Origin of the sequence: Nocardia sp. NPDC051052 (assembly GCF_044456045.1) — a bacterium.
Classification (GTDB): Bacteria; Actinomycetota; Actinomycetes; order Mycobacteriales; family Mycobacteriaceae; genus Nocardia.
This window is the reverse complement of the sequence record NZ_JBITFL010000004.1, coordinates 74,854-98,260: the sequence shown is the minus strand read 5'-3', so window position 1 is coordinate 98,260 and position 23,407 is coordinate 74,854. Positions and strand designations below refer to the sequence as shown.

Annotated in this window: 25 protein-coding genes; 11 read left to right on the top strand and 14 right to left on the bottom strand. The window is 67.4% G+C overall.

All coding sequences use genetic code 11. The features are described from left to right. Positions 1 to 42 precede the first annotated feature (42 nt). Positions 43 to 777, top strand: a complete 735-nt coding sequence (locus ACIBCN_RS14410; RefSeq protein ID WP_396991999.1) for a class I SAM-dependent DNA methyltransferase — start codon at positions 43 to 45, stop codon at positions 775 to 777. Between the two features lie 37 nt (positions 778 to 814). Further along, positions 815 to 1,807 (top strand): LLM class F420-dependent oxidoreductase, encoded by a 993-nt coding sequence (locus ACIBCN_RS14405; protein WP_396991998.1) that lies wholly within the window; start codon positions 815 to 817, stop codon positions 1,805 to 1,807. A gap of 121 nt (positions 1,808 to 1,928) precedes the next feature. On the opposite strand, the gene ACIBCN_RS14400 is transcribed toward ACIBCN_RS14405, so the two are convergent. The 5 genes from ACIBCN_RS14400 to ACIBCN_RS14380 all read right to left on the bottom strand — a co-directional run bounded on the left by ACIBCN_RS14400 (position 1,929) and on the right by ACIBCN_RS14380 (position 6,344). Then, a complete protein-coding gene (locus tag ACIBCN_RS14400) occupies positions 1,929 to 2,327 on the bottom strand; it encodes a VOC family protein (protein WP_396991997.1) in 399 nt (132 codons plus the stop codon). Positions 2,328 to 2,481: 154 nt separating this feature from the next. Next, positions 2,482 to 4,587: a class 1b ribonucleoside-diphosphate reductase subunit alpha gene (gene nrdE / locus ACIBCN_RS14395; protein ID WP_396991996.1), complete on the bottom strand. Its 2,106-nt coding sequence runs from the start codon at positions 4,585 to 4,587 to the stop codon at positions 2,482 to 2,484. 38 nt (positions 4,588 to 4,625) lie between these two features. Continuing rightward, positions 4,626 to 5,093: a class Ib ribonucleoside-diphosphate reductase assembly flavoprotein NrdI gene (gene nrdI, locus ACIBCN_RS14390; RefSeq protein WP_396991995.1), complete on the bottom strand. Its 468-nt coding sequence runs from the start codon at positions 5,091 to 5,093 to the stop codon at positions 4,626 to 4,628. Between the two features lie 34 nt (positions 5,094 to 5,127). Beyond that, complete coding sequence (nrdH, locus tag ACIBCN_RS14385; RefSeq protein ID WP_150407919.1) at positions 5,128 to 5,361, bottom strand: glutaredoxin-like protein NrdH; 234 nt, start codon at positions 5,359 to 5,361, stop codon at positions 5,128 to 5,130. Between the two features lie 413 nt (positions 5,362 to 5,774). Further along, positions 5,775 to 6,344: an NAD(P)H-dependent oxidoreductase gene (locus ACIBCN_RS14380; RefSeq protein WP_396992562.1), complete on the bottom strand. Its 570-nt coding sequence runs from the start codon at positions 6,342 to 6,344 to the stop codon at positions 5,775 to 5,777. Between the two features lie 200 nt (positions 6,345 to 6,544). Here ACIBCN_RS14380 and ACIBCN_RS14375 point away from each other — a divergent pair, with 200 nt between their 5' ends. Together ACIBCN_RS14375 and nadE are read left to right on the top strand one after the other, a co-directional pair. After that, positions 6,545 to 7,150, top strand: a complete 606-nt coding sequence (locus tag ACIBCN_RS14375) for a TetR/AcrR family transcriptional regulator (RefSeq protein ID WP_396992561.1) — start codon at positions 6,545 to 6,547, stop codon at positions 7,148 to 7,150. A gap of 22 nt (positions 7,151 to 7,172) precedes the next feature. Continuing rightward, positions 7,173 to 8,000 (top strand): ammonia-dependent NAD(+) synthetase, encoded by an 828-nt coding sequence (gene nadE / locus ACIBCN_RS14370; RefSeq protein ID WP_396991994.1) that lies wholly within the window; start codon positions 7,173 to 7,175, stop codon positions 7,998 to 8,000. A 67-nt stretch (positions 8,001 to 8,067) separates the two neighbouring features. On the opposite strand, the gene ACIBCN_RS14365 is transcribed toward nadE, so the two are convergent. From ACIBCN_RS14365 to moaA, 5 genes are all read right to left on the bottom strand, one after another. Further along, positions 8,068 to 9,573, bottom strand: a complete 1,506-nt coding sequence (locus ACIBCN_RS14365; RefSeq protein ID WP_396991993.1) for a M28 family metallopeptidase — start codon at positions 9,571 to 9,573, stop codon at positions 8,068 to 8,070. Between the two features lie 192 nt (positions 9,574 to 9,765). Further along, the gene (locus tag ACIBCN_RS14360; protein ID WP_396991992.1) at positions 9,766 to 10,995 is read right to left on the bottom strand and encodes an RNA polymerase sigma factor; all 1,230 of its coding nucleotides are present in this window, start codon (positions 10,993 to 10,995) and stop codon (positions 9,766 to 9,768) included. A gap of 2 nt (positions 10,996 to 10,997) precedes the next feature. Further along, on the bottom strand, positions 10,998 to 11,705 hold the full coding sequence (locus ACIBCN_RS14355; protein WP_396991991.1) for a YciI family protein: 708 nt from the start codon (positions 11,703 to 11,705) through the stop codon (positions 10,998 to 11,000). Positions 11,706 to 11,831: 126 nt separating this feature from the next. After that, positions 11,832 to 12,074: a MoaD/ThiS family protein gene (locus ACIBCN_RS14350; protein ID WP_396991990.1), complete on the bottom strand. Its 243-nt coding sequence runs from the start codon at positions 12,072 to 12,074 to the stop codon at positions 11,832 to 11,834. Beyond that, positions 12,067 to 13,125, bottom strand: a complete 1,059-nt coding sequence (moaA, locus tag ACIBCN_RS14345) for a GTP 3',8-cyclase MoaA (protein ID WP_396991989.1) — start codon at positions 13,123 to 13,125, stop codon at positions 12,067 to 12,069. The genes ACIBCN_RS14350 and moaA overlap by 8 nt, the downstream gene beginning before the upstream one ends. A 139-nt stretch (positions 13,126 to 13,264) precedes the next feature. Between moaA and glp the strand changes: the two genes are divergently transcribed. From glp to ACIBCN_RS14325, 4 genes are all read left to right on the top strand, one after another. Continuing rightward, on the top strand, positions 13,265 to 14,512 hold the full coding sequence (gene glp / locus ACIBCN_RS14340; protein WP_396991988.1) for a gephyrin-like molybdotransferase Glp: 1,248 nt from the start codon (positions 13,265 to 13,267) through the stop codon (positions 14,510 to 14,512). A 24-nt stretch (positions 14,513 to 14,536) separates the two neighbouring features. Next, positions 14,537 to 15,622, top strand: a complete 1,086-nt coding sequence (gene moaCB / locus ACIBCN_RS14335; RefSeq protein ID WP_396991987.1) for a bifunctional molybdenum cofactor biosynthesis protein MoaC/MoaB — start codon at positions 14,537 to 14,539, stop codon at positions 15,620 to 15,622. After that, a complete protein-coding gene (locus ACIBCN_RS14330) occupies positions 15,609 to 16,043 on the top strand; it encodes a molybdenum cofactor biosynthesis protein MoaE (protein WP_396991986.1) in 435 nt (144 codons plus the stop codon). Before moaCB ends, ACIBCN_RS14330 begins: the two co-directional genes overlap by 14 nt. 89 nt (positions 16,044 to 16,132) lie before the next feature. After that, positions 16,133 to 17,140, top strand: a complete 1,008-nt coding sequence (locus tag ACIBCN_RS14325) for an AraC family transcriptional regulator ligand-binding domain-containing protein (protein WP_396991985.1) — start codon at positions 16,133 to 16,135, stop codon at positions 17,138 to 17,140. Positions 17,141 to 17,144: 4 nt separating this feature from the next. Here the strand turns inward: ACIBCN_RS14325 and ACIBCN_RS14320 are convergent, their stop codons facing one another. The 4 genes from ACIBCN_RS14320 to ACIBCN_RS14305 all read right to left on the bottom strand — a co-directional run bounded on the left by ACIBCN_RS14320 (position 17,145) and on the right by ACIBCN_RS14305 (position 21,087). Next, positions 17,145 to 17,336, bottom strand: a complete 192-nt coding sequence (locus ACIBCN_RS14320; protein ID WP_396991984.1) for a hypothetical protein — start codon at positions 17,334 to 17,336, stop codon at positions 17,145 to 17,147. A gap of 346 nt (positions 17,337 to 17,682) precedes the next feature. After that, entirely contained in the window at positions 17,683 to 18,726 is a 1,044-nt protein-coding gene (locus tag ACIBCN_RS14315) for a CobW family GTP-binding protein (RefSeq protein ID WP_396991983.1), read from the bottom strand. 73 nt (positions 18,727 to 18,799) lie between these two features. After that, positions 18,800 to 20,305: an N-acetylmuramoyl-L-alanine amidase gene (locus ACIBCN_RS14310; RefSeq protein WP_396991982.1), complete on the bottom strand. Its 1,506-nt coding sequence runs from the start codon at positions 20,303 to 20,305 to the stop codon at positions 18,800 to 18,802. A gap of 143 nt (positions 20,306 to 20,448) precedes the next feature. After that, positions 20,449 to 21,087, bottom strand: coding sequence for a sigma-70 family RNA polymerase sigma factor (locus ACIBCN_RS14305; RefSeq protein ID WP_396991981.1), 639 nt, complete (start codon positions 21,085 to 21,087; stop codon positions 20,449 to 20,451). Positions 21,088 to 21,217: 130 nt separating this feature from the next. On the opposite strand from ACIBCN_RS14305, the gene ACIBCN_RS14300 reads away from it, so the two are divergent. The 3 genes from ACIBCN_RS14300 to ACIBCN_RS14290 all read left to right on the top strand — a co-directional run bounded on the left by ACIBCN_RS14300 (position 21,218) and on the right by ACIBCN_RS14290 (position 23,304). Next, a complete protein-coding gene (locus tag ACIBCN_RS14300; RefSeq protein WP_396991980.1) occupies positions 21,218 to 21,589 on the top strand; it encodes a hypothetical protein in 372 nt (123 codons plus the stop codon). A gap of 27 nt (positions 21,590 to 21,616) precedes the next feature. Beyond that, complete coding sequence (locus tag ACIBCN_RS14295; protein ID WP_396991979.1) at positions 21,617 to 22,366, top strand: SDR family oxidoreductase; 750 nt, start codon at positions 21,617 to 21,619, stop codon at positions 22,364 to 22,366. Positions 22,367 to 22,611: 245 nt separating this feature from the next. After that, positions 22,612 to 23,304, top strand: a complete 693-nt coding sequence (locus tag ACIBCN_RS14290; RefSeq protein ID WP_396991978.1) for a hypothetical protein — start codon at positions 22,612 to 22,614, stop codon at positions 23,302 to 23,304. Positions 23,305 to 23,407: the final 103 nt, after the last annotated feature.

The window sequence follows — 23,407 nt, the reverse complement described above, 5'->3', positions numbered from 1 at the left end:
AAGTGTGTGCGCCGTGCGAGTTCGGCGCGGTACGGTCCGGCGATGAACGACTACTTCGGCGAGCGTGTAGCGGCCAGGTACGACGAGTCGTACGCGGAACTGTTCGAGCCGGAGGTCGTCGGACCGATGGTCGAGTTGCTCGTCCGGCTCGCGGACGGTGGCCAGGCCTTGGAGCTCGGCATCGGCACCGGTCGCGTCGCCTTACCGCTGGCGCGCCGCGGCGTCCCGGTGCACGGCATCGACCTGTCGCCCGCGATGGTCACCCGGCTGCGCGCCAAACCCGACAGCGCCGCGATCGGCGTGACAATCGGCGACTTCGCCACGACCCGGGTGAACGGCCCGTTCTCCGTCGCCTACCTGGTCTTCAACACCATCATGAATCTGACGACGCAGGCCGAGCAGGTCGCCTGTTTCGCCAATGTCGCCGCCCATCTCGAACCGAGCGGCTGCTTCGTCATCGAGGTCGGCGTGCCCGACCTGCGCAGCCTGCCACCCGGCCAGACCATGGTCCCGTTGCACGACAGCCCGACCAGCTGGGCATTCGACCGCTACGACGTCGCCACCCAGCAGCTGAGCTCGAACTACCTCGAGATCGTCGACGGCCGAGGGGAATACCGATCGATCCCGTTCCGCTACGTGTGGCCCGCCGAGCTCGACCTGATGGCCCAGCTCGCCGGGCTACGGCTGCGCGATCGCTGGAGTGGTTGGACGGGCGAACCTTTCACCACTGAGAGCCGCAAGCACGTCTCCCTCTGGGAGAAGCCCAGCACGGGATGATTGACTAGGTTTGCGGCAAACAACGAAGGAGAAATCTGTGCGCTTCGGCATCTTCATTCCGCAGGGCTGGCGGCTCGACCTGGTCGGCATCGACCCGGCGGACCAGTGGCGGGTGATGCGGGATCTCGCGCAACGCGCGGATGCCAGTGACACCTGGGAGTCCCTGTGGGTGTACGACCACTTTCACACCGTTCCGGTGCCGACCGAGGAGGCCACGCACGAGGCGTGGACCCTCATGTCGGCGTTCGCGGCGTCCACCTCGCGGATCCGGCTCGGGCAGATGTGCACCGCGATGAGCTACCGCAATCCGGCCTACCTGGCGAAGGTCGCGGCCACCGTCGACCTGATCTCCGGCGGCCGGGTCGAGATGGGCATCGGCGGCGGCTGGTACGAACACGAATGGCGCGCATACGGTTACGGCTTCCCGGGGGCGGGCGAGCGGCTGGCTCGGCTCGACGAGGGCGTGCAGATCTTCCGGCAGGCGTGGACCACCGGCAAGGCCACGCTGGACGGCAAGCACTACCAGGTCGACGAGGCCATCGTGCGGCCACTTCCGTTGCAGGACGGTGGGATTCCGCTGTGGGTCGCGGGTGGCGGCGAGAAAAAGACACTGAAGATCGCGGCGAAGTACGCCCAGTACACCAACTTCAGCGGCGCGCCGGACGAATTCGCGGCCAAGTCCGAAATCCTGCGCGCGCACTGCGCCGACGTCGGCACCGATTTCGACGCCATCGTGCGCTCCTCGAACTTCAACGCGGTGATCGCGGCCACCGAAGCCGAAGTGGAGGAACGACTTTCCGCGGTCCAGGCGAAACTGGCCTCGGTGATAGGCGATGACCAGGCAAAGACCTACGTAGACAACATGTTTCGCCCGTCTTTCGCGGTAGGCACCCCGGAACAGATCATCGAACGCCTGCTCCCCATCCGTGATCTCGGCCTCGGCTACGCCATCTTCAACTTCCCCGAATCCGCCTACGACACCTCCGGCATCGAACTCTTCGAGCGCGAGGTAGCCCCCGCTCTGGCCTGAGTATTCGAACACGGGGAGCCGTTGCCGCGACGGCCCCCGTGTTCGCTCGACCGGTCAGGTCAGTGCGGCCCGGCTGCCCAGCGCGCGGTCGCGCTAGTCCTCGGCCGCCGGGTCCGGGCGGTCAGCCCTCGGCGCGACGCTGCTGACGAAGCGAGATCCGGTTGCCGTCCGGATCTACCGCTTCGACCCGGACGCCGAACGGATAGTCCTCCGGTTCGGACTGCGTGAATGTCACGCCTCGTTCGCGAAGCACCTCGAAATCCCTTCTCAGGTCATCGAATTCGAGAATAATCGGACCGGGAGCCACATCCGCGGGCGCCGCGACCGGCTGCCCTGCGGACGGCGCATGTGACCACAGGATGATCTGGACCGTGCTACCGGGAACACCGACGGTCACAAACCGTCCATCCGGCCCCGCGTAGTCGACATGCTTCTCCATGCCGAGCGCTTCGGTGTAGAACGCCAGTGCCCGGTCTTGATCGGTCACATAGATCGTCACGTACATGATGTTGGTCAGCACCGCTGTTCTCCACTCTCATTGTCGCCCAGACGACCTCGGCATGTCCGGGTCGTCACCTATCTGACGGGAGCAGACGGGAGAAGGTAACAACGAGACACGAAAACCTCAGTGCAGCCATGGCACTGAGGTTTTCGCGGTAAGACCTAGGTGATCCCTACAGCATGCAGGAGACGCAACCCTCGACTTCGGTTCCCTCCAGCGCCATTTGGCGCAGGCGGATGTAGTAGAGGGTTTTGATGCCCTTGCGCCAGGCGTAGATCTGGGCGCGGTTGAGGTCGCGGGTGGAGGCGGTGTCCTTGAAGAACAGCGTCAGCGACAGGCCCTGGTCCACGTGCTGGGTGGCGGCGGCGTAGGTGTCGATGATCTTCTCGTAGCCGATTTCGTAAGCGTCGTCGTAGTACTCGAGGTTGTCGTTGTCCAGGTAGGGGGCCGGGTAGTAGACGCGGCCGATCTTGCCTTCTTTACGGATCTCGATCTTCGACGCCACCGGGTGGATGGAGCTGGTGGAATGGTTGATGTAGGAGATCGAGCCGGTCGGCGGGACAGCCTGCAGGTTCTGGTTGTAGATGCCGTGCTCCATGACCGAGGCCTTGAGCTCGAGCCAGTCGTCCCTGGTCGGGATCTTCACCCCGGCGTCGGCGAAAAGCTGGGCCACCCGTTCGGTTTTCGGCTCCCACGCCTGTTCGGTGTACTTGTCGAAGTACTCACCGCTGGCGTACTTGGACTCGGGGAAGCCACCGAAGTAGCTGCCGCGCTCCTTCGCGATCAGGTTGGACGCCCGAATCGCGTGGTAGACGACGGTGTAGAAGTAGATGTTGGTGAAGTCGATGCCCTCTTCGGACCCGTAGTGCACCCGCTCGCGGGCCAGGTACCCGTGCAGGTTCATCTGGCCGAGGCCGATCGCGTGCGATTCGTTGTTGCCCTGCTCGATCGAGGGCACCGAGTAGATGTGCGTCTGATCGGAGACGGCGGTGAGCGCCCGGATGGACGTCTCGATGGTCTGCGCGAAGTCGGGTGAGTCCATCGCCTTGGCGATATTGAGCGACCCGAGGTTGCACGAGATGTCCTTGCCGACCTTGGCGTAGGACAGGTCGTCGTTGAACACCGACGGCGTCGACACCTGCAGGATCTCCGAGCACAGGTTCGAGTGGGTGATCTTGCCCGCGATCGGGTTGGCCCGGTTCACCGTGTCCTCGAACATGATGTACGGGTAACCGGATTCGAACTGCAGCTCGGCGATGGTCTGGAAGAACTCGCGCGCCTTGATCTTCGACTTGCGGATCCGCTTGTCGTCGACCATCTCGTAGTACTTCTCGGTGACGTCGATATCGGCGAACGGCTTGCCGTAGATGCGTTCCACGTCGTACGGCGAGAACAGGTACATGTCCTCGTTCTTCTTCGCCAGCTCGAAGGTGATGTCGGGGATCACCACGCCGAGCGAGAGGGTCTTGATGCGGATCTTCTCGTCCGCGTTCTCCCGCTTGGTGTCCAGGAACCGGTAGATGTCCGGGTGGTGCGCGTGCAGGTACACCGCGCCCGCGCCCTGCCGCGCGCCGAGCTGATTGGCGTAGGAGAACGAGTCCTCCAGCAGCTTCATGATCGGGATGACGCCCGAGCTCTGGTTCTCGATCTGCTTGATCGGCGCGCCGTGCTCGCGAATGTTGCTGAGCAGCAGCGCGACCCCGCCGCCGCGCTTGGACAGCTGCAGCGCGGAGTTGATGGAGCGCCCGATGGACTCCATGTTGTCCTCGATGCGCAGCAGGAAGCAGGACACCGGCTCGCCGCGCTGCTTCTTGCCCGAGTTGAGGAAGGTCGGGGTGGCGGGCTGGAAGCGGCCGTCGATGATCTCGTCGACCAGCTTGCCCGCGAGCACCTCGTCGCCGGCGGCGAGGGTGAGCGCGACCATGCAGACGCGGTCCTCGAACCGCTCCAGGTAGCGCTTGCCGTCGAAGGTCTTGAGCGTGTACGAGGTGTAGTACTTGAACGCGCCGAGGAAGGTGGGGAACCGGAACTTCTTGGCGTAGGCCTGCTTGAACAGCTGCTTGATGAAGCCGCGGCTGTACTGCTCGAGCACCTCGGGCTCGTAGTACTTCTCGTCGACCAGGTAGTCCAGCTTCTCGTCCAGGTTGTGGAAGAAGACGGTGTTCTGGTTGACGTGCTGCAGGAAGTACTGGTGCGCGGCCTCACGGTCCTTGTCGAACTGGATCTCACCGTTCGGGCCGTACAGGTTCAGCATCGCGTTGAGGGCGTGGTAGTCCATGACCTCGCCGGCCTCCGCACCGCGGCCCGATGACTGCTCTAAGCGAGCCGTTTTTCCGGCCGGTGCTGTCGTTGTTGTTGCCAAAACAATCCCAATCCCTCTCGGACGCGCTCGACGTCCTCGGCGGTTCCCATGAGTTCGAAGCGATACAGGTACGGCACCCCGCATTTACGCGAGATCAGGTCTCCCGCATAGCAGTAGGTATCGCCGAAGTTCGTGTTTCCCGCCGCGACCACCCCGCGCAGCAGAGCACGGTTGTGCGGATCGTTGAGGAACTTGGCGACTTGCCGCGGCACGAAATCCTTGTCGGATCTGTTCCCACCCAGGACGTGCCGACCGCCCCCGTAAGTAGGGACGATCAGCACGAAGGGTTCGTCGACGCGCAGCGAATCGGCGGTGTGCAGTGGAATGCGAGTTGCCGGGAGGCCCAGCTTCTCGACGAAGCGATGCGTGTTCTCCGAGGCGCTGGAGAAGTAGACGAGCGCGGCCTGTTCGGACACGGTCACCCTCTCCTCTCGGAGGAACGAAAAGTGGAAGCGGTCAGGCCGCCACGGTGGCGAGCGACTTGATGCGGTCGGGACGGAAGCCGGACCAGTGGTCCTCACCGGCCACGACGACCGGGGCCTGCAGGTAGCCGAGGGCCATGACGTAGTCACGCGCCTCGTCGTTCTCGGAGATGTCGATCACCTCGTAGTCCACCCCGACCTTGTCGAGGGCCTTGTAGGTGGCATTGCACTGGACGCAAGCGGGCTTGGTGTACACGGTGACGGTCATTGGTATCCCTCTTCTCCTTGTGCCTGATCCACAGCCTGTGATCCGTATGCCGATCGTTCGAGCGACCTAGCGATGCACGTTCCGACCTTGCTGCGCAAACTCCTGGATCTGGACTCGAATCCCCTGCTCAGCCCCTTCGGGCTGGTGCTCGCAGAGCGGGGTGCCTTGCCGTCTTCCAGTACCGAAGACACTACACCTAGTGGCCGACAGATTCATCCAACACGACATGTTGCGAGTCACATTGATGAAATTCTAAGGCGGTAAGTACCTGGACGCTCGATTCGCAACCCGACACGACCGTGGTGCAGATCACAATTTCGTACCGCAGCTGATTTCCAGCAAACTCCCCGATCAGACGAAGAGGGTCACCTCCAACACCTGGAGATGACCCTCGGGAAGACCGGACATGAAGCTTACACGGCGGCGTATTCGCCCCGAGTGGCCTGGACCAGCTCATGCACGGTGGCGGCCAGCTCGGTGAGCGCCTCGGCATCCTCGCGCGGGTGCGTCGCGCCGAACCGCGCGCCGATCGTGGCGAAGTGCAGGTGGGCGGATTCCACCACGCGCGCGCCTGCCACACCGAGCGACTTGACCGCGTCGCCGTGTGCCCATTGCGCGGCGTTCGGGCTGATCGACGCGCTGACCACGGCGGTCGGCTTGGCCTTGATGGCGCCGGCGCCGTACGGACGGGAGGCCCAGTCGATGGCGTTCTTCAACACGCCGGGCAGGGTGCCGTTGTATTCGGGGGTCACCACGAGCAGGCCGTCGGCGGCGGCGACGGCGTCGCGCAGGGCTTGCGCCGCGGCGGGTACCGCGCCCTCGACATCGAGGTCTTCGTTGTAGAAAGGAATATCGGCGAGGCCTTCATAGATGGTGACCTCGACGCCTTCGGCAGCCGTCTGCACGGCGGTCTCGGCGAGCTGCCGGTTGATCGAAGCCGCACGGAGGCTTCCGACGAGAGCGAGGATGCGGGTCTTGCCGATGGCTTCGCCATACGCCAAAGGCGCTGTATCAATGATGTGCTCGCTGCGCTCGCTCATTGCGACTCCTGGTGTACTGAGTGTGTGGTGTCCGAACTTTCACTGATGACTAACCGGACCGTGGTCCGATTACTTCCCGCGGAGAATGCGTGCCTGCTGTGAGCTCCCCCACATCGGATCCGCCCCTGTCCGGGGCGCGTCCGCTGCTCGGCATCGGACCACCCGAACCAGGCACGGCCGGACCGCCCGAACGCGCCGACGCGGCGCGCAACCGGCAGCTGCTGCTGGACGCCGCGCAACAGCTGGTACGCGAGCAAGGCGTCGACAGCCTCACCATGGACGCGCTGGCCAAGCGGGCCGGGGTCGGCAAGGGCACGGTCTTCCGGCGGTTCGGCAACCGGTCCGGATTGCTGATGGCGTTGCTCGACCACTCCGAGCGCAAGACGCAGGAGGCGTTCATGTTCGGGCCGCCGCCGCTGGGGCCCGGTGCGGCGCCGGTAGAGCGGCTCGTCGCGTTCGGTCGCGCGCGACTGCTCGATATCGATGTAGAGGGCGAGCTGTATCGCGCCGCGGAGGTCGGCAACGCGGCCGACCGTTACTCGGGTGCGCCGTACATGTTGCTCAAGGCGCACGTGTCGATGTTGCTGCGGCAGGCGAGCATGCCCGGCGACATCCCATTGGTCGCCGACAGTCTGCTCGGCGCGCTCAGCGCCGCGCTCGTCATGCATCAGATGCGCGCACTGGGCTACAGCCGCGATCAGATCGGGGACAATTGGGAAGCGGTCGTTCGACGCGTTGTCTCGGCGTGAATGAACAGTAAAGTGGGCTGCCATGCGGAACCTGCGCGAACAGATCATCACCGAGTTGGGCGTTCAACCGAGCATCGAGCCGAAGGACGAGGTCCGGCGCCGGATCGATTTCCTGAAGGACTACCTGAACGCCACTCCCGCAAAGGGTTTCGTGCTCGGCATCAGCGGCGGCCAGGACAGCTCGCTGACCGGCCGATTGTGCCAGCTGGCCGCGGCAGAGCTGCGAGCGGACGGGGCGGACGCCACGTTCATCGCCGTGCGTCTGCCCTATGGCGTGCAGTCCGACGAGGCCGACGCGCGGGCCGCGCTGCGCTTCATCCAGCCGGATAAGACGGTGTCGGTGAATGTGCGGCCGAGCGCCAACGCGGCCGCGGGCGAGGTGGCCTCCGCGCTGAAGATCGACAAGCTCCGGGATTTCGTGCGCGGCAATATCAAGGCGCGCGAGCGCATGGTGATCCAGTACGCGCTCGCCGGTCAGGAGAACATGCTCGTGGTCGGCACCGACCACGCGGCCGAGGCGGTCACCGGCTTCTTCACCAAGTACGGCGACGGCGGCGTCGATCTCACCCCGCTGACCGGTCTCACCAAGCATCAGGGTGCCGCGCTGCTGCGGGAATTGGGTGCGCCGGAAAATCTTTGGTCGAAGGTACCGACCGCCGACCTGGAAGACGACCGGCCGTCACTGCCTGACGAGGAAGCGCTCGGCCTGACCTACCGCGAAATCGACGACTACCTCGAGGGTAAGGACGTCACGCCCGAGGTGGCCGAGCGGATCGAATCGATCTACCTCAACACGCGGCACAAGCGGGCCGTTCCGGTAACACCACTCGACACCTGGTGGCGCGACTGACCTTAAGTGAGGGCGGGCACGTGGCCGCCCTCACCCAAGTCGTCGCTATCGCCGACCGCTGACGTCGCTACTCGTGTGTTGGGCTTTCCGCGGTGCGGGCGGTGCCGGGCGGGTCATCGCTGGCGGCATAGGTCTGCATCGCGTTGGCGATCGCGCCCGTGTTGTCCATCAACGCCTTGTCGCTGATGTTGGTGGTGGTGTCGCAGGACCGGTGATAGCAGGAATCGTAGGGGCGGCCCGCCTGGCCGCCGAACCACTGCTGTTCCTGACTGGTCTTGATACCCTCGGCGCCGGTGAACAAGCCGCCGACCGCGATTCCGGCCCGCATGAACGCGCCGTAGTCCGAGCGGCCGTCGAGCGCCGCGCGGTTGTGCCGCAGGCCCTTGGCGTCGAAGTACCGGTTGAAGTCCTGCTCGATCTGGGCGGAACCGGCCGGGCCCTGGCTGCCGTTGTAGATCTTGTAGGCGTAGTTCGGCGAGCCGATCATGTCGAAATTGAGGTAGAGCTCGAGCTTGTCGCGGTTGGCCGCGGACAGATTCGCCACGTAGTACTTGGAGCCGACCAGGCCGAGTTCCTCGGCGCCCCACCAGGCGAAGCGCACCTTGTTCTTCGGTGGGGTCGTTGCCATCTGCAAGGCGACCTCGAGCAGACCCGCGCTGCCGGAACCGTTGTCGTTGATGCCCGGCCCGGCGCGCACCGAGTCCAGGTGCGCCCCGGCCATCACGACCTTGTCCGGGTTGCCCTGCGGAGACTCCGCCAGGATGTTGTAGGTGGTGGCGGGGAGCGCCTCCGTGTCGGTCTTGAGCCGGACGACCGTATTCGCTGTGGCCGCAAGGTCTTTGCCGACGGCGAAGCTGGTGGCGACCACCGGCACGGTGATGCCGGTCTCGTCGAGTGGCTCGGCGAAAGTGTCGGTGCGGCCGGGCTGGCCCGCATTGAAGATGATCACCCCGGAAGCCCCTGCGGCCTGGGCGTTTCGGGCCTTGTCGGCGGACGTACAGGTGCCGCGCTGCAGTAGCGCGATATTCCCGCGGGTGAACCCGGCGAAGTCCGCGGCCTCGCAGCCGGAGGTGGAGGCGTTCGCCGACGAGCCGGGCGACAAGGCGAGATCGACGCCCTGGACCGTCGCCTTCGTCTCGCCCGAGCCCGAGTAGGTCAACGTGGTGAAGTCACCGAGCTGGCTACGGTCGGTCGGAGTTGCCTTATACGCCGTGTGAGCGGACGAGACCCGCTCCAAGACCGCCGTCGTCCGTTCCCGGAAGGACTGGAAGGTGAACGGCTGCAAGGTGACCTGGTAGCCCACGCGACGTAGCTCGCCGGCCACATAGTCGCGGGAGGCGTCGTAGCCTGCGGTGCCCGCGGCGCGGGTGCGGCCGTTGGCATTGGCGATCGACTGGAACTTTTCCAGATGCTGCTTGACGGCGGGCGCCTTGATCGAGTCGGCCAGTCGCCCTGGCGGCGGACTTGGGTCGGCATACGCGGATCCCGCGATGGCGAGGGATAGCGCGAGAGGCAGCGCGGCGGCGGTCGCGATGACGCGACCGGCGGTGGCACTGCGGAAGATTCGGGGCATAGTCAGCTCCTCCACAGGGACGGATAAATCCCGATGGATCGGAGGTTAAAGTGGCGTGTCGCCTGGATGAAACCCCAGTTGTTGTGGGGAAATGCGTTGCCGGGGTTGGCAATCCGCCCGCACACTCAGCGTTTCCGATCACGGATCAGCGGGCAGCCGGTCGCCACAACGAGATTCGGCGCGGCACCTCGACTACTCCGCCGTCACCTCCGCGAGGCGGCGGGACAGGAAGCGGCGCACCTGCTCGTTGGACGTGCGGTCCAGCGCGATGCGGTAGTGCGTAGCGGCTTCCGGGTAGCGGCCGGCCCGCCTGAGCAGGTCGGCGCGGGTCGCGGCGACGAGATGCGCACCGGCCAAGCGCGGATGGTCGGCGATCTCGTCGAGGGCGGCCAGGCCGCTGGCGAAGCCGCGCAGGAACCCGACGGCGATCGCGCGATTCACCAGGATGACGGGCGAGTCGGAATAGGCGCGCAGTTCGTCGTAGCCGGAAACTATTGCGGCCCAGTCCGTTTGCTCCCAGGTGGGCGCGATCGCATGGGCGCCTGCGATCCGCGCCTGCGCCAGGTACGGGCCGGTGCCCGCCGCGGCGGCCGAGATCAGGCAGCGCAGACCCGCCTCGATCTGCGCCCGATTCCACTCGGCGCGATCCTGCTCCTCGATCGGCACCAATTCTCCTTCCGCACTTCGCCGTTGGGCGCGGCGACTGTCGTTGAGCAGCATCAGTGCCAGTAATGATCGCGCCTCCGGCGCATCGGGCAGCAGCGCGCACAGCAACTTGCCGAGCCGAATCGCCTCGTCGCACAGCTCATCCCGAACGGCGGTCGGACCCGAGGTGGCGAAATACCCTTCGGTGAAGACCAAATAGATGCATGCCAGCACCGCGGGGAGTCGCTCCGGCAACAGCGGCGCCGGCGGCACCCGCAGCGGAATACCCGCCTGGCGGATCTTCGCCTTCGCTCGGGTAAGGCGTTGGGCCACTGTATGTTCCGGTTGCAGAAAGGCCCTGGCGATCTCCGACGTCCGTAATCCGCACACCAACCGGAGCGTCAGCGCGACCTGGGACTCCGGCGACAACGCCGGATGGCAGCAGGTGAAGATCATCCGCAGTTGGTCGTCCGCTACCGGCGACATGTCGATCTCCTCGCTCGGCCCGGTCAGCAGGACGGCGTCCTGCTCCTTGCTGTTTCTGGCCGACTCGCGCCGCAGTCGGTCCAGCGCGCGATTGCGCGCCGCGGTGGTGATCCAGGCCCCCGGGTTCGCGGGCATGCCGCGATCCGGCCAGCTGCGCAACGCGTCGGCGAACGCCTCCTGCACCGCGTCCTCGGCCAGCCCGAGGTCGCCGACCATCCTGGCGACCGTGGCCAGGGCCCGGCCGAATTCGGCGCGATAGATGCCGTCGAACGCGATGGCCGGGCCCGGCACGGTCAGAAGCCGAGGTCGACGATGCGCCGAAGCTCCGAACGTCCCTGCGGGCCCCGCGGGATCTGGGCCGCGATCTCGGTGGCCTCGGCCGGGCTCGCCGCCGTGAAAACGTAGAGTCCGTCGACCACCTCGGCGCCCTCGGTGAACGGCCCGTCGGTGAGCAGCAGCTGCCCGTCCCGCACGCGCACCATGGTCGCGGTGTCGGGCGGCTGCAACGCCCCGCCGCCGCGGATCGCCTCGCCGACCTTCTCCGCGAACTGCCCGTGTTCGGTCGCCATCGCGGCCCACTCCGGACTGTCCGGCGCGAGCAAGTTGGCCGGCGACTCCCACAGCAGCGCGAGCCACCAGTCCGCGCCGGGCACGCCGGGCGGCGCCCACATCGCCATCGGGCGCACTTCGATCGTGCCGTTCTCGGCCGCCGGAATCCGGCGGGCCAGCTGGATGGCCTCGTCCAGATCCTGCGCGTCGAACACGTAATAACCGGTGACCACCTCGGCCTGCTCGGTGAACGGCCCGTCGGTGATCAACGTCTGGTCGCCGCTGCGCCGGACATTGATCGCGGTGGCCGCCGGGAACAGCGCCGCGCCGCCCGAGATCGCCGCGCCGGCCGCCGCCTGGAAGGCCGCGTACCGCTCGACCCCCGCCTTGAACTCCGGACTCTCCGGCGCCGGTGTCTGCCCGCTGCCCACAATCGTCGCCAAGTAGTGCATGGTCGCCAACCTTCCTCGAATGGAAGAGCCTGATGCCCTTCCCTACTCAGACGACGAACACCGCGCGGGGTTCTCTACGCGCCGCGAAATTATTTCTACTCTCGGCAGGCCGGGACCGTGTGCCGATCAGCCACCGGCGAAGGGTGGGAGCACGTCGACCCTCGGCGTCAACGCCATCCGCGGGTCGCGGGTCAGCTCGTCGCCGACCAGATACGCACACACAGACAGCATCTTGTCCAGGCCCGGTCCGTACGACGCTGCCAGCGACGAGCGCAGGTCGCCGACGGTGGCACCGGCCGGCAGGTCGAGGGTCTCGCGGTCCTTGCCGACGGCGTCGGCGATGGCGGCGAAGTAGCGGATCTCAACCACCGATGGCTCCCATCGTGCGTTCCGGCGGGACGAAGCCCTCGATGTCGATGCCGTGGCCCGCCCACTTGTTCCACATCGCACCGCGCCACAGCGTGGCCAGTTCGGCGTCGTCGGCGCCGGAGCGCAGCACCTGACGCAGGTCGTATTCCTGGTCGCTGAACAGGCAGGAGCGCAGCATGCCGTCGGCGGTGAGGCGGGTGCGGTCGCAGGTGTCGCAGAACTTGCGGGTGACCGAGGCGATGATGCCGACGGTCGCGGGGCCGCCGTCGACCAGCCATTTCTCGGCCGGAGCCGAGGGATCGTCGCGGCCCGCCGCGGTGAGCTGGAAGCGGGTGCCGAGCACGTCGAGCAGTTCGGCGGCGGTGACCATGTTGGCGCGGGCCCATTCGTGGTCGGCGTCGAGCGGCATCTCCTCGATGAACCGCAGCGAGCACGCCTCGTCCAGGCACCATTGCAGCAGATCCGCCGCACCGGACAGGGTTCCGCGCATGAGGACGGCGTTCACCTTGACCGGGGCCAATCCGGCGTCGCGGGCGGCGCGAATGCCTGCCAGCGCCGAGCCGAGCCGGTCGCGCCGGGTCAGCTCGGCGTATCCGGCCCGGTCCACGGTGTCCAGCGAGACGTTCACCCGGCTCAGTCCGGCGGCGGCCAGCGCCTTGGCGCGATGCTCGAGTCCGATGCCGTTGGTGGTCATCGCCAACGGCGTGCCCGGCACCTGTTCATGACAGCCGGCGATGATCTGTTCTAGATCGCGCCGCATCAACGGCTCGCCGCCGGTGAACCGGACCTCCGCCACCCCGAGCTCGCGCACCGCCAGCGTCACCAGGCGCACGATTTCCGCGGCGGTGAGCAGTTCATCGTGCGGTATCGCGGGCAGCCCCTCCTCGGGCATGCAGTACGTGCAGCGCAACGAGCACTTCTCGGTGATGGAGACGCGCAAATCGCGGGCCACCCGCCCGAATCGGTCGAGCAGGAACGGCGTATCGGGGCGTCCGTCGAGCGAGGGCCGCCCGGAACGCACGGCAGGAATCCCCATCTCGACCAGAGTCACCTGTCCATTATGACCTTCGTCCGTCGTTGGTCAGTCGCGGAAGGTACGGAATAGCGCACCGCGCGCGCCGCGAGATTGTGAGGTTCACACAAGCCAGACGGCCGATTGACCTTGATCAGCGGACGTTAGGCTGGCGCACATGAACCCTCGGCCCGCCAGCGTCTCGGCCCGGCCTGTCGACGACTACCGAGACAGCATCGAACAGCTGTTGCGGCCGCTCGCCGCGCGCACGATAGAAACCGTCTCGGTGCCCGAGGCACTCGGCAGGCAGCTCGCCGAGGACCTCCGCTCCCCCGTCGATCTGCCGGTGTTCCGCAACTCGGCGATGGACGGCTACGCGGTGCGCGCCGCGTCCGTGGTGGTCGCGCCGGTGACGCTGCGGCTGGCCGGTGTCGTCGCGGCGGGCAATGCCGGACAGACACCGCTGCCGCCCGGCGCCGCGATCAAGGTGATGACCGGCGCGCCGATCCCGCCCGGCGCGGACTGTGTGGTCCCGGTGGAGGACGTGCACGCCGGCAACGGCACCGTGACCATCGAACGCGGCCGCAGCGCAGGCGAATTCGTGCGTGAGGCGGGCACCGATGTACGGGCCGGTGAGCTGCTCGTACCCGCGGGCAGCACGCTCGAGCCACGGCACATCGCGGCGCTCGCGGCGGTCGGATTGCCGGCCGTGCCGGTGTTCCGCGCGGTCCGGGCCGCGGTCATCACGACCGGCGACGAACTCGTGCCCGCGGGCAGCACGCTGCGGCCAGGCCAGATCTACAACTCCAACGGCATCGCGCTGGCCGCCGCGCTCACCGCGAACGGGGTCAGCGTCGTCTCGGTCGCGCACAGCACCGACGATCCCGGCCAGTTCCGCGAGGTGCTGGCCGACGCGACCCGATCCGCCGATGTGGTGTTCACCTCCGGCGGGGTGTCCAAAGGCGACTTCGAGGTGGTCAAGGACGTCCTCGGACCGCTCGGCGGCACGTTCGGCTCGGTCGCCATGCAGCCGGGTGGGCCGCAGGGCCTGACCGTTGTCGACGGGGTGCCGGTGCTCAGCTTTCCCGGCAATCCGGTCAGCACCATGGTGTCGTTCGAGGTGTTCGCCCGGCCGATCCTGCGTGCCCTCGCCGGGCTGCCGCAGGTCGCCAGCTACGAGCTGCCGCTACGCAACGAAGTGGCACGCTCGCCGCACGGCAAGCGACAGTTCTTGCGCGGCAAGTTGATTCGCGCCACGCGCGGCGATCTTCCTGCGCTGCACCGGCATCCGGAGGCGGTGGAGGTGGTGTCCGGCCCCGGGTCTCATCTCGTCGCGAGCATGGCGTCGGCGGACGTGCTGATCGATATTCCCGCCGAGGTCACCGCGCTACCCGCAGGTGCCGTCGTCCGTGTGTGGTCGCTGTGAACCGCCTTGTACCAGGAGTTTTCGATGAGTGAGTTGTCCCATGTGGACGGCGAGGGCCGGGCCCGCATGGTCGATGTCAGCGCCAAGTCCGACACCACCCGCATCGCGGTGGCCGGCGGAGAGCTGCTGACCACCGCCGAGGTGATCGCGCTGGTGCGGGCCGACGACATGCCCAAGGCCGACGTGCTGTCCACCGCACGGATCGCGGGCATCGCCGGGGCGAAGAAGACCTCGGAGCTGATCCCGCTGTGCCATCAGCTCGCGCTGTCTTCGGTGAAGGTCGAATTCGGCTTCACCGAGTCCACCATCACCATCGAGGCCACCGCGAAGACCAAGGGGCCCACCGGCGTCGAGATGGAAGCGCTGACCGCGGTCGCGGTCGCCGGGTTGACGCTGCACGACATGGTGAAGGCGGTCGATCCGGCGGCGACGCTCAACGGGGTGCGGCTGCTCACCAAAGAGGGTGGCAAGCACGGGCATTGGGTGCGGCCCGAGTCCGGCGGACACACTGACGGTCACCATGCCGGCGCCGCAACGGAATACGCACCGAGTGGGCCCGACGCAGTCTCCGAGGTAAACGAATCAGTGGCGAGTGACGCGAATAACGCGGCACCGGCGCCCATTTCGGAAGGACGCTCCGCGGTTGTCCTGGTCGCCTCGACCGGGGCGGCGGCGGGCACCCGGGTCGACACCACCGGTCCCGTCCTCACGGAATGGCTTGCCGGTCTGGGCTTTTCGGTACGCGGACCACTGGTCTACGCGGACGCCGACATCACCGTCGGCCTGGCCGACGCGCTGCGCTTCGAACCAGCGCTGGTGATCAGCACCGGCGGCACCGGCGCCTCCCCCACCGACGCCACCCCTGAGGCCACCCTCGCCGTGCTGACCAGGGAACTGCCCGGCGTCGCCGAGGCGATCCGCCAGCGCGGCACCGCGAAGTTCCCCCTGGCGGCCCTGAGCCGCGGCGTGGCCGGGCTGGCCGGACGGTCGGTGGTCGTGAACCTGCCGGGCTCCCCGGGCGGCGTCAAGGACGGCATGGCGGTACTCGAACCGCTGCTGGAACATCTGCTCGCGCAAGTAGCCGGAGGCGGAAGCCATGACAACCACTGAACCCACCGCCCGGCTGGCCCGGATCAGCGACCAGCCGCTCGATGCCGCCGCGGTCGAGGCCGCCGTGACCGGACCGCACTACGGCGCGGTCGTGGTCTTCACCGGCAAGGTCCGCGACCACGACGGCGGACAGGCCGTTTCCGCGCTGGAGTACTCGGCGCACCCTGAGGCCGAGCGCTTCCTGCGCAAGGTCTGTGCCGAGCTGGCCGAATCAGCGGGCCTGCCGGTCGCGGCCGTGCATCGAATCGGCGCGTTGACCGTCGGTGACGACGCGATCGTCGTCGCGGTCGCCGCCGCCCACCGCGCCGAGGCGTTCACCGCCTGCGCGGCCCTGGTGGACCGGATCAAGCACGAGGTGCCGATCTGGAAAAGACAGCTGTTCGCCGACGGGTTATCCGAATGGGTGAACGCCTGCGGTTAACCGATCTGTGACAAGAACCCCATGACGAATCAACACGCCGGAGATAGCGTTTCCGCACACGCAGTTCGGCGGAGGCGCGGGAGGACGCGATGGGTACCGATCAGGTTTTGCTGCACCGATTCGTCATCTCTCAGCTCAGTGCGGCCGGTCTCGATCGCGATCGGCTGATCCGCGAGACCGGGCTGCCCGAGTGGACCATGGCCGGTGACGACGTGCACCTGCCGAGCCACACCTTCTCCCGGCTGTGGGAGATCGGCGAACACGGGCTCGGCGATCCGGACGTCGCGCTGAACGTGGCGCGGCGCTACCAACTGCCCACTCTCGGCCTGTACGACTACCTGTTCTCCACCGCGCCTACCCTCGGCGCGGGCCTGGCGACCTGCGGGCCGTACGTCACCGCCGTCACCACCAATCACCGCTTCGACCTGGTCACTGAGCGCGACGGCGAAGTGACGCTCTACCTCGACATGATCAGGGGCGAAGGCCGCGGTCGTGACCTCACCCAACTGTGGGGGCTGGCGGCCGTGCTCAGCCGGGCGAGGCGGGTGGTCCGCGAGCCGGTTGTTCCGCTGCGGATTTCACTGCGTCAATCGGCGCCGGCCAAGGTGGCGACTTTCATCGAGGTTTTCGGCACCGCCGCGATCGAATTCGACGCACCGGTGGACGCCATGGTGTTTCGCGCCAGCGACATGGATCTGCCGCTGACCACCAGCGATCCGGTCCTCGCCGCGATACTGCAGCCGCTGGCCGAGGCATTGCCGCCACCGCCACCGCTGGCCACCGCCTGGCCGGAGCGGGTCGCGGCCGCGTTGGCCGACGCGCTGGAAACCGGCGATACCTCGCTCGATCGGGTGGCACGCAGGCTGGCCACCAGTCCGCGCACGCTGCAGCGCCGTTTGATGGAGGCGGGCACCACGTGGCGGCGGGAACTGGATCGGGCCCGCACGGCCCGGCTCAGCAAGGCCACCTCCGGCGGTCCGCTGAGCCGATCGCGACAGGCCGAACTGCTCGGCTACTCCGACGCGGGCTCGATGCGCCGCGCGGCCCGGCGCTGGACGGCCGCGCCCCGCGGACAGCAGGCGGCCCGCTTCGACTGAGGCGTCACGATCTGAGGAAACGCGCCACGACGCCCCAGAACGTGGTGTCCTCGATCGTGCGGAAATTCCAGCCGTTGGCAATGGCATGTGACTCGGCCACAATGCCGGGAACGTCGAAGTCGTAGCGCGTGGCGGTGCCCTTGGCCTCCAGCGCTTCGATCACGTACGCGGTGGCGCTCTCCAGCGAATCTGACACGGAAAACTCCCATCGGTCGCAGAACGAATCGTTTCGGATATGAATCGGTGCGCCGACCCGACACCACGCGCGGCATGCTCGCACCATTGCGCACGTGCCGACGCGGCGGGCACCAGGACAGTCTCATGTCCTCCCGACCCCGCCGCTAGCACCGAACGCGCCAGATTCGGGCCGAACGCGCCAAACTCAGGGGACGGCAGGAGGCGGAGCCGACGGGGTGGGTGAGCTCGGGACGGCAGGAGGCGCAGCCGACGGGGTGGGTGAGCTCGGGACGGCAGGAGGCGCAGCCGACGGGGTGGGTGAACTTAGGGGACGGCAGGAGGCGCAGCCGACGGGGTGGGTGGGTTCAGTGCGGCGTGTAGCGCCACACGCCGAGCATGGATTGCGGGTCGAGCGGGGCCTCGTCGAGGTGCACGGTGTCCTGCAGCCGTTTCGTTGCCATCTCGGCGTCCAGGCCCGCGCCGATCAGCACCAGCTGGGTGGTGCGGGATTCGCCGCGTGCCCAGTTCGCCGGCTCGAAGACGAGGTGGCGGCCGACCACGTGCAGCACGAACTTGCGGCGCTCGTCCGCGACGGCGAAGGCCGCGAAACCCTTGGCGCGGAACAGGCCGGGCGGCGGGTCCTCCAGGAAGCCGACCAAGCCGCGCGGATCCAGCGGCTGCTCGCTGGTGAAGGAGACGCTGAGGTAGTCGTCGTGCAGATGACGGTGCTCGGTGTGGTCGTGATCGTGCGTGTCGAGCAGCTCGTCGAAGCTCAATTGCTCGGCGAGCCTAGGGGTTTCGCGCAACGGTTCGTCGAACAGCAGGCCGGGATCGAGCCGCCCGTGCGTGGTCGCGTACACCGGCACCTGCCCGATCAGCTCCGCGATGTCCTGTCGCAACGCGCTCAGCTGCGCGGCGGGCACTCGGTCGGCCTTGTTGACCACCACCAGATCCGCCAGCCGCAGATGCGTGGTCAGCTCGGGGTGGCGCGCGCTGCTCGCCCCGAACTGCTCGGCATCGACCACCTCGACCAGGCCGCCGTAGCGGATGCGCGGATTGTCGCTGCCCACCACCATCCGGATGAGGTTGCGCGGCTCGGCGAGGCCGCTCGCCTCCACCACGATCACGTCGATCTTGGCGCGCGGTTGCGCGAGCCGGGTGAACAGCTCATCCAATTCACTGACGTCGACGGCGCAGCAGACGCAGCCGTTGCCGAGCGAGACCATCGCGTCGACCTGTCCGGCGACCAACATCGAGTCGATATTGATCGCGCCGAAGTCGTTGACGACCACGCCGATTCGAGTGCCTCGGCTGTTGCGCAACAGGTGGTTGAGCAGCGTAGTTTTCCCGGAACCGAGAAACCCCGCGACGATCACCACAGGAATCCGGTCAGCCACGCCGACCACCATACTGGGCGGCGCAAGGGCCCCCGAAAGCCGGACGTCACCCTCGGCGAGGGTGACGTCCGGCCGTGCGATGGTGCTATTTGGCGGGGGCGATGAACTTGGCCGCCAACGCGTAGGCGAGGTTGATCATCTCCGCGGTGACCAGGTTGTTGTCCACGCCGAGGGACTTGGCCAGCGGCATCAGCAGGGTCAGGACCATGTCCATGATCTCGCGGACGGACGACATGTCACTGGACTCGCCCGGCACGGTCGGCTTGGTGCCCGGCGCTGTCTGCGACTGCTGGGTAGTGCCCGGCCAGGCCGAGGTGTCGGGGCCGGTTTGTGCCGGAGGCGTGAAGGGTGACGACTGGCCTTGCGGTGCCGCCTGGACCTGGGGCGCGCCCTGAACCTGCGGCGCCTGGGCCTGGGGTGCCGCCTGGGCCTGGGGTGCCATCGCGCCCGCAGGCGGCTCGGTCGACGCCGGATAAGGCTGGAACTGCGGCATTTTCGACTGGAGCTGTGGCGCGGCTTGCGGCGCCGCGCCCGCCGGCGGTTCAGTCGACGCCGGATACGGCTGCAGCGGCGAATTCAGCGGCGCCTGCACCTGCGGCTCGGTCAGCGCCTGCGGTGCCGCCGCACCCGCCGGCGCTTCAGTCGAGGCCGGATGCTGCTGCAACGGCGCCGAATTCGGCTGGACCTGCGGCGCTGCCGGCGCCTGCGGCCCGGCCGCCGCCGGGTCGGCCGCCGCCGGATGCTGCTGCGGCATGGGCGCCGCGGCGGGCCGCTCGCCCGTCACATTCGGTGTCACCGATTGCGGCCCGAGCAGATAACCCACCAGCCCGGTGGTGATGGTGACGGCATGCTTCAGCTGACCTTCTTTACTCTCCAATACCGCGGCATCCTCGGCGTTGGCACCGTTACCCATCTCGACGAACACGTCAGGCACGGCGGTGAGCGCGGGCCCGGCGATGTCCTTGCGCGGCATCAGACCGTCCGCGCTCGCGTACTTCGCCGGAACGAACCCGGCCCCCAGGTAGGCGTCGCGCATCGCGGTCGACGCGGCCAGACCCGCATTGGACTGGATCGCGTTGATCGTCGCGTCGGGGATCGGCAGCTCGGGCACGATCAGGTGAAAGCCACGCTGGTCGGCGGGCGCACTGTCGGCGTGAATGCTCACCGCGACGGCAGCACCGGACTCGTTGGCAGCCCTGGCGCGGTCATCGATGCAACCGCCCCAGCCCTGGTCGTCCTGGCGACTCAACTTCACCTGCGCGCCGAACTGCTCCAGCGCGGTCTTCACCAACTGCGCAACATTCCAATTGATGGTGTGCTCGGGCACGCCGTTCACGGTGACCATGCCGGTGGTCTGGCAGTCCTTCGTGCCGCCGCGACCGTCGCTGACCTGCTTGGCGACGTTCTCGGCGTGCCCGGAACCCTGATGGCCGGGATCGAGGAACACGGTCTTGCCCGCGAGCTTGGTGGTCAGGTCCGGCGGTGCCGGATCTGCCGTTGCGGTGACCGGGACGAAACCGGACAGCGTCACCGTGACCGCGGCCGTGACGGCGGAACAGATTCCGGCCCTGATGATGCTTGGCTGCTTCATGTTCGGTCGGTGCCCCGGGACAGGGCACCCCTCCCTTCCCATTAGTAACACCAAACCCAGTGGTTCACTCTCGCAACGCGAGCACCAGCATAGCAACCCCAGTTATCCAACCGTTACCGCTGCGGCGGCGTGTTCGCGGGCAATCAGGCGCCGCGTGGCAGGCCGCGCAGCGACCGCAGGGCATAGTGCACCCGCGTCTTCACCGTGCCGACCGGAACCCCGATGTCGTCGGCCACCTCCTGATAGGCGCGATCTCGCAGGATCACCTCGACCACGGCCTCGCGCTGCGGGCCGGGCAGTCGGGCCAGCAGCTCCGCGACCAGCAGCCCGTCCACCAGGCGGTCCGAGAAATCGGGATGCGCGTAGCGGACGTCGCTGAGCTCGCCGACCTCGTCCCAGCCGGTGTCCCCCGGCCGGGCGGCTCGCGCGCGCACCGTGTCGATGATGACGTTGCGCAGGATCGCCAGCAGCCAGGTCCGCACGCTGCCCTTGGCGCTGTCGAAGAACGCGCACGAGCGCCACGCCCTGAGCAATGACTCCTGCACCGCCTGCTCGGCCAGTCCGCTATCGCCCAGCGCACGCAGCGCCCGCCAATGCAGCAACGCCCGGTCGGTCGCCAGCACCGCAGCTAGCCCGGCGTCGGTGCACAGTCCCGCGCAGTGCGCGCCGCACGACGTCGACCGCCGCACCATCCGGACGGACTCGAGCCGAGCACATGTCATACCTCGGATATCGCGGCGCGCCAGGCCGATGACAACATCGTGCGCGATTTGATAATGCATCCGCACAAGAAATGTGGAATGCAGCACATTCCGCCAAGACGTCTGGTAAATCTTGGCCCCGGAGATTTGGGGATCTCCCAGGTCAGCCGCTGCGCGGCGGTTGCAGCACGATTCAAGGGAGAACATCGCCATGCGCGCAAGCACGCTCCTCATCGCCGGCGCCATGACGTCCGCGGTAACCCTGCTCGGAGCCGGAACGGCGGCGGCCGAACCCGCGAACGCCATGCCGTCGGACGGCGTCTACCTGGTGGGCGTCGACATCTTCCCCGGCGTCTGGGAGGCGCCGGGCACACCCGACCCGGCCGCCGGCTGCGATTGGCGCAGGCTGTGGAAGGTGGCGGGCGACAACACCGATATGAACTACATCATCGGCAACAACTTCACCCGCCTCAGCCCGGTCCGCGTGGAGATCAAGCCGACCGATGTCGGCTTCAAGACCACCAACTGCGGGCCGTGGCGGCTGCTGCCTCCGCCGCCGCGCACGGGATCGTTCGGCGGCTGACGCCGATGCCTCGCTAGGGTCAGGCCCATGACGAGGACCAAGATTCTGATCACCGGCGCGAGCGCGGGTCTGGGTGCCGCGATGGCACGCGACTTCGCGAGCAAGGGCCGCGACCTCGCGCTGTGCGCGCGGCGACTGACCGCGCTCGAGGCGCTGCGCGATGAACTCGTCGCGGCCCATCCCGGCATCACCGTCGCGGTCCGCGCGCTCGACGTCGACGAGCACGCGGCGGTACCCCGGGTCTTCGGCGAGCTGCGCGATGAGCTCGGCGGCCTGGACCGGGTCATCGTCAACGCAGGTCTCGGCAAGGGCGCGGTTATCGGCAGCGGCCGGGCCGGCGCCAATATCGCCACGGCGACAACGAATTTCGTCAGCGCCCTCGCGCAGGCCGAGGCGGCGCTGGAGATCTTCCGCGCGCAACACGCCGGGCATCTGGTGCTGGTGTCCTCGATGAGCGCGGTGCGCGGGCTGCCGGGCAAGAAGGCCGCATACTCGGCGAGCAAGGCGGGTCTGGCCGCGCTCGGGCAGGCGCTCAGCACCGAATTGGCGAAATCGCCGATCGCGGTCACCACGCTGCTGCCCGGGTTCATCGCCACCGACATGGCCGCCAAGTCGGGCGATACGCGCTTGGTGGCGCCGCTGGACAAGGGCGTCGCCGCGATGGTCGGCGCGATCGAGAAGGAGCAGCGGCGGGCCTGCGTCCCGGCGTGGCCGTGGCGCGCGCTCGACGTGTTGCTGCCACGCCTGCCGGGCGCGGTGGTTTCCCGCATCAGCTGAATCCGCGCGTTGGACGAAATAACGTGTCGCGCGCCACATTATCGGATGCCAAGAGTTAACCAAATGTCTGAATTTATGTTTCTTTAACGCATTCCACTTGTATTTGACGTTTCCCTAACAGCCCCTGTTACATCCTCGAAATAAATTGCGACGACCCTTTGCAGAGGTTCGTATTGATGGGCCGCGCCGACTCGTGCTCCCCGAAGTGCCGACGGTGCTCCTGCTGAGGAAAGTGTTCACAAAGTATGAGGGTCAAGAAGTTCGCTGCCGCGTCCACACTGGTCATCGCGGCTGTCGGGATCACTAGCGGCACCGCCTACGCAGAGCCCGCCGCGCCGGCTCCCGCCCCGGGGTCGACCGTGCAGACCGACATTCTGCCCGGTATCCACTACACGGCGAACGTGGTCGACAAATCGGTTGTGCTGAAGACCGAGGCCGGGTCGTTGACGACACAGGGCACGCAATTCCAGGTTCTGGATAATCAAGGACATCTGGTTGCTGGTATGCCGCTGACCTATCTCAAAGACGGCATGGAATGGCCCATTGCGGCCCAGATCGACGGCAACACCGCCACTTTCACCCCGAGCACCGACGTGGCGGACGCGCACCCCGCCGCGATGCTGAAGCCGGTGGACGCGAAAGACGTCGCCGGTGTCGACTTCAATACCGCGCTGAGCACGGCCGCCACCCAGTTCGGCCTGGCGACCGCCATCGGCACGCTGGTCGGCACCATTGTCGGTGGCGCACTCGGCTGTGTCGCGGGTGCCATCATCGGCGCACCGCTGGTCGTTCCGACGTTCTTCGCCGGTCCGATCGGCCTGTGCATCGCGGGCGCGGGCGTCGGCATCGCCCTCGGCGCGGCGGCGGGCATGATCCTGCTCGGCGTTCCGGTCGGCATCGCCAGCGCGGTCCAGTTCTTCAGCTCCGTCTACGGGTAAACAGCACCACATACCGCCGAGGCCCGGCAGGTGACGCTTCGTCGCCTGCCGGGCCTCGTCGTCGTTGCCCGACCCCTGTTTGCCGCCCCACCGCGCACGGGAA

Coding starts and splice junctions, on each gene's coding strand:
- glp (WP_396991988.1), top strand. CDS start 13,265: ATGAACCCTCGGCCCGCCAGCGTCTCGGCCCGGCCTGTCGACGACTAC.
- ACIBCN_RS14330 (WP_396991986.1), top strand. CDS start 15,609: ATGACAACCACTGAACCCACCGCCCGGCTGGCCCGGATCAGCGACCAG.
- nrdE (WP_396991996.1), bottom strand. CDS start 4,587: ATGGACTACCACGCCCTCAACGCGATGCTGAACCTGTACGGCCCGAAC.
- ACIBCN_RS14355 (WP_396991991.1), bottom strand. CDS start 11,705: ATGCACTACTTGGCGACGATTGTGGGCAGCGGGCAGACACCGGCGCCG.
- ACIBCN_RS14295 (WP_396991979.1), top strand. CDS start 21,617: ATGACGAGGACCAAGATTCTGATCACCGGCGCGAGCGCGGGTCTGGGT.
- ACIBCN_RS14365 (WP_396991993.1), bottom strand. CDS start 9,573: ATGCCCCGAATCTTCCGCAGTGCCACCGCCGGTCGCGTCATCGCGACC.
- ACIBCN_RS14290 (WP_396991978.1), top strand. CDS start 22,612: ATGAGGGTCAAGAAGTTCGCTGCCGCGTCCACACTGGTCATCGCGGCT.
- ACIBCN_RS14410 (WP_396991999.1), top strand. CDS start 43: ATGAACGACTACTTCGGCGAGCGTGTAGCGGCCAGGTACGACGAGTCG.
- nadE (WP_396991994.1), top strand. CDS start 7,173: ATGCGGAACCTGCGCGAACAGATCATCACCGAGTTGGGCGTTCAACCG.
- moaCB (WP_396991987.1), top strand. CDS start 14,537: ATGAGTGAGTTGTCCCATGTGGACGGCGAGGGCCGGGCCCGCATGGTC.
- ACIBCN_RS14305 (WP_396991981.1), bottom strand. CDS start 21,087: ATGCATTATCAAATCGCGCACGATGTTGTCATCGGCCTGGCGCGCCGC.
- ACIBCN_RS14325 (WP_396991985.1), top strand. CDS start 16,133: ATGGGTACCGATCAGGTTTTGCTGCACCGATTCGTCATCTCTCAGCTC.
- ACIBCN_RS14300 (WP_396991980.1), top strand. CDS start 21,218: ATGCGCGCAAGCACGCTCCTCATCGCCGGCGCCATGACGTCCGCGGTA.
- ACIBCN_RS14310 (WP_396991982.1), bottom strand. CDS start 20,305: ATGAAGCAGCCAAGCATCATCAGGGCCGGAATCTGTTCCGCCGTCACG.
- ACIBCN_RS14315 (WP_396991983.1), bottom strand. CDS start 18,726: ATGGTGGTCGGCGTGGCTGACCGGATTCCTGTGGTGATCGTCGCGGGG.
- nrdH (WP_150407919.1), bottom strand. CDS start 5,361: ATGACCGTCACCGTGTACACCAAGCCCGCTTGCGTCCAGTGCAATGCC.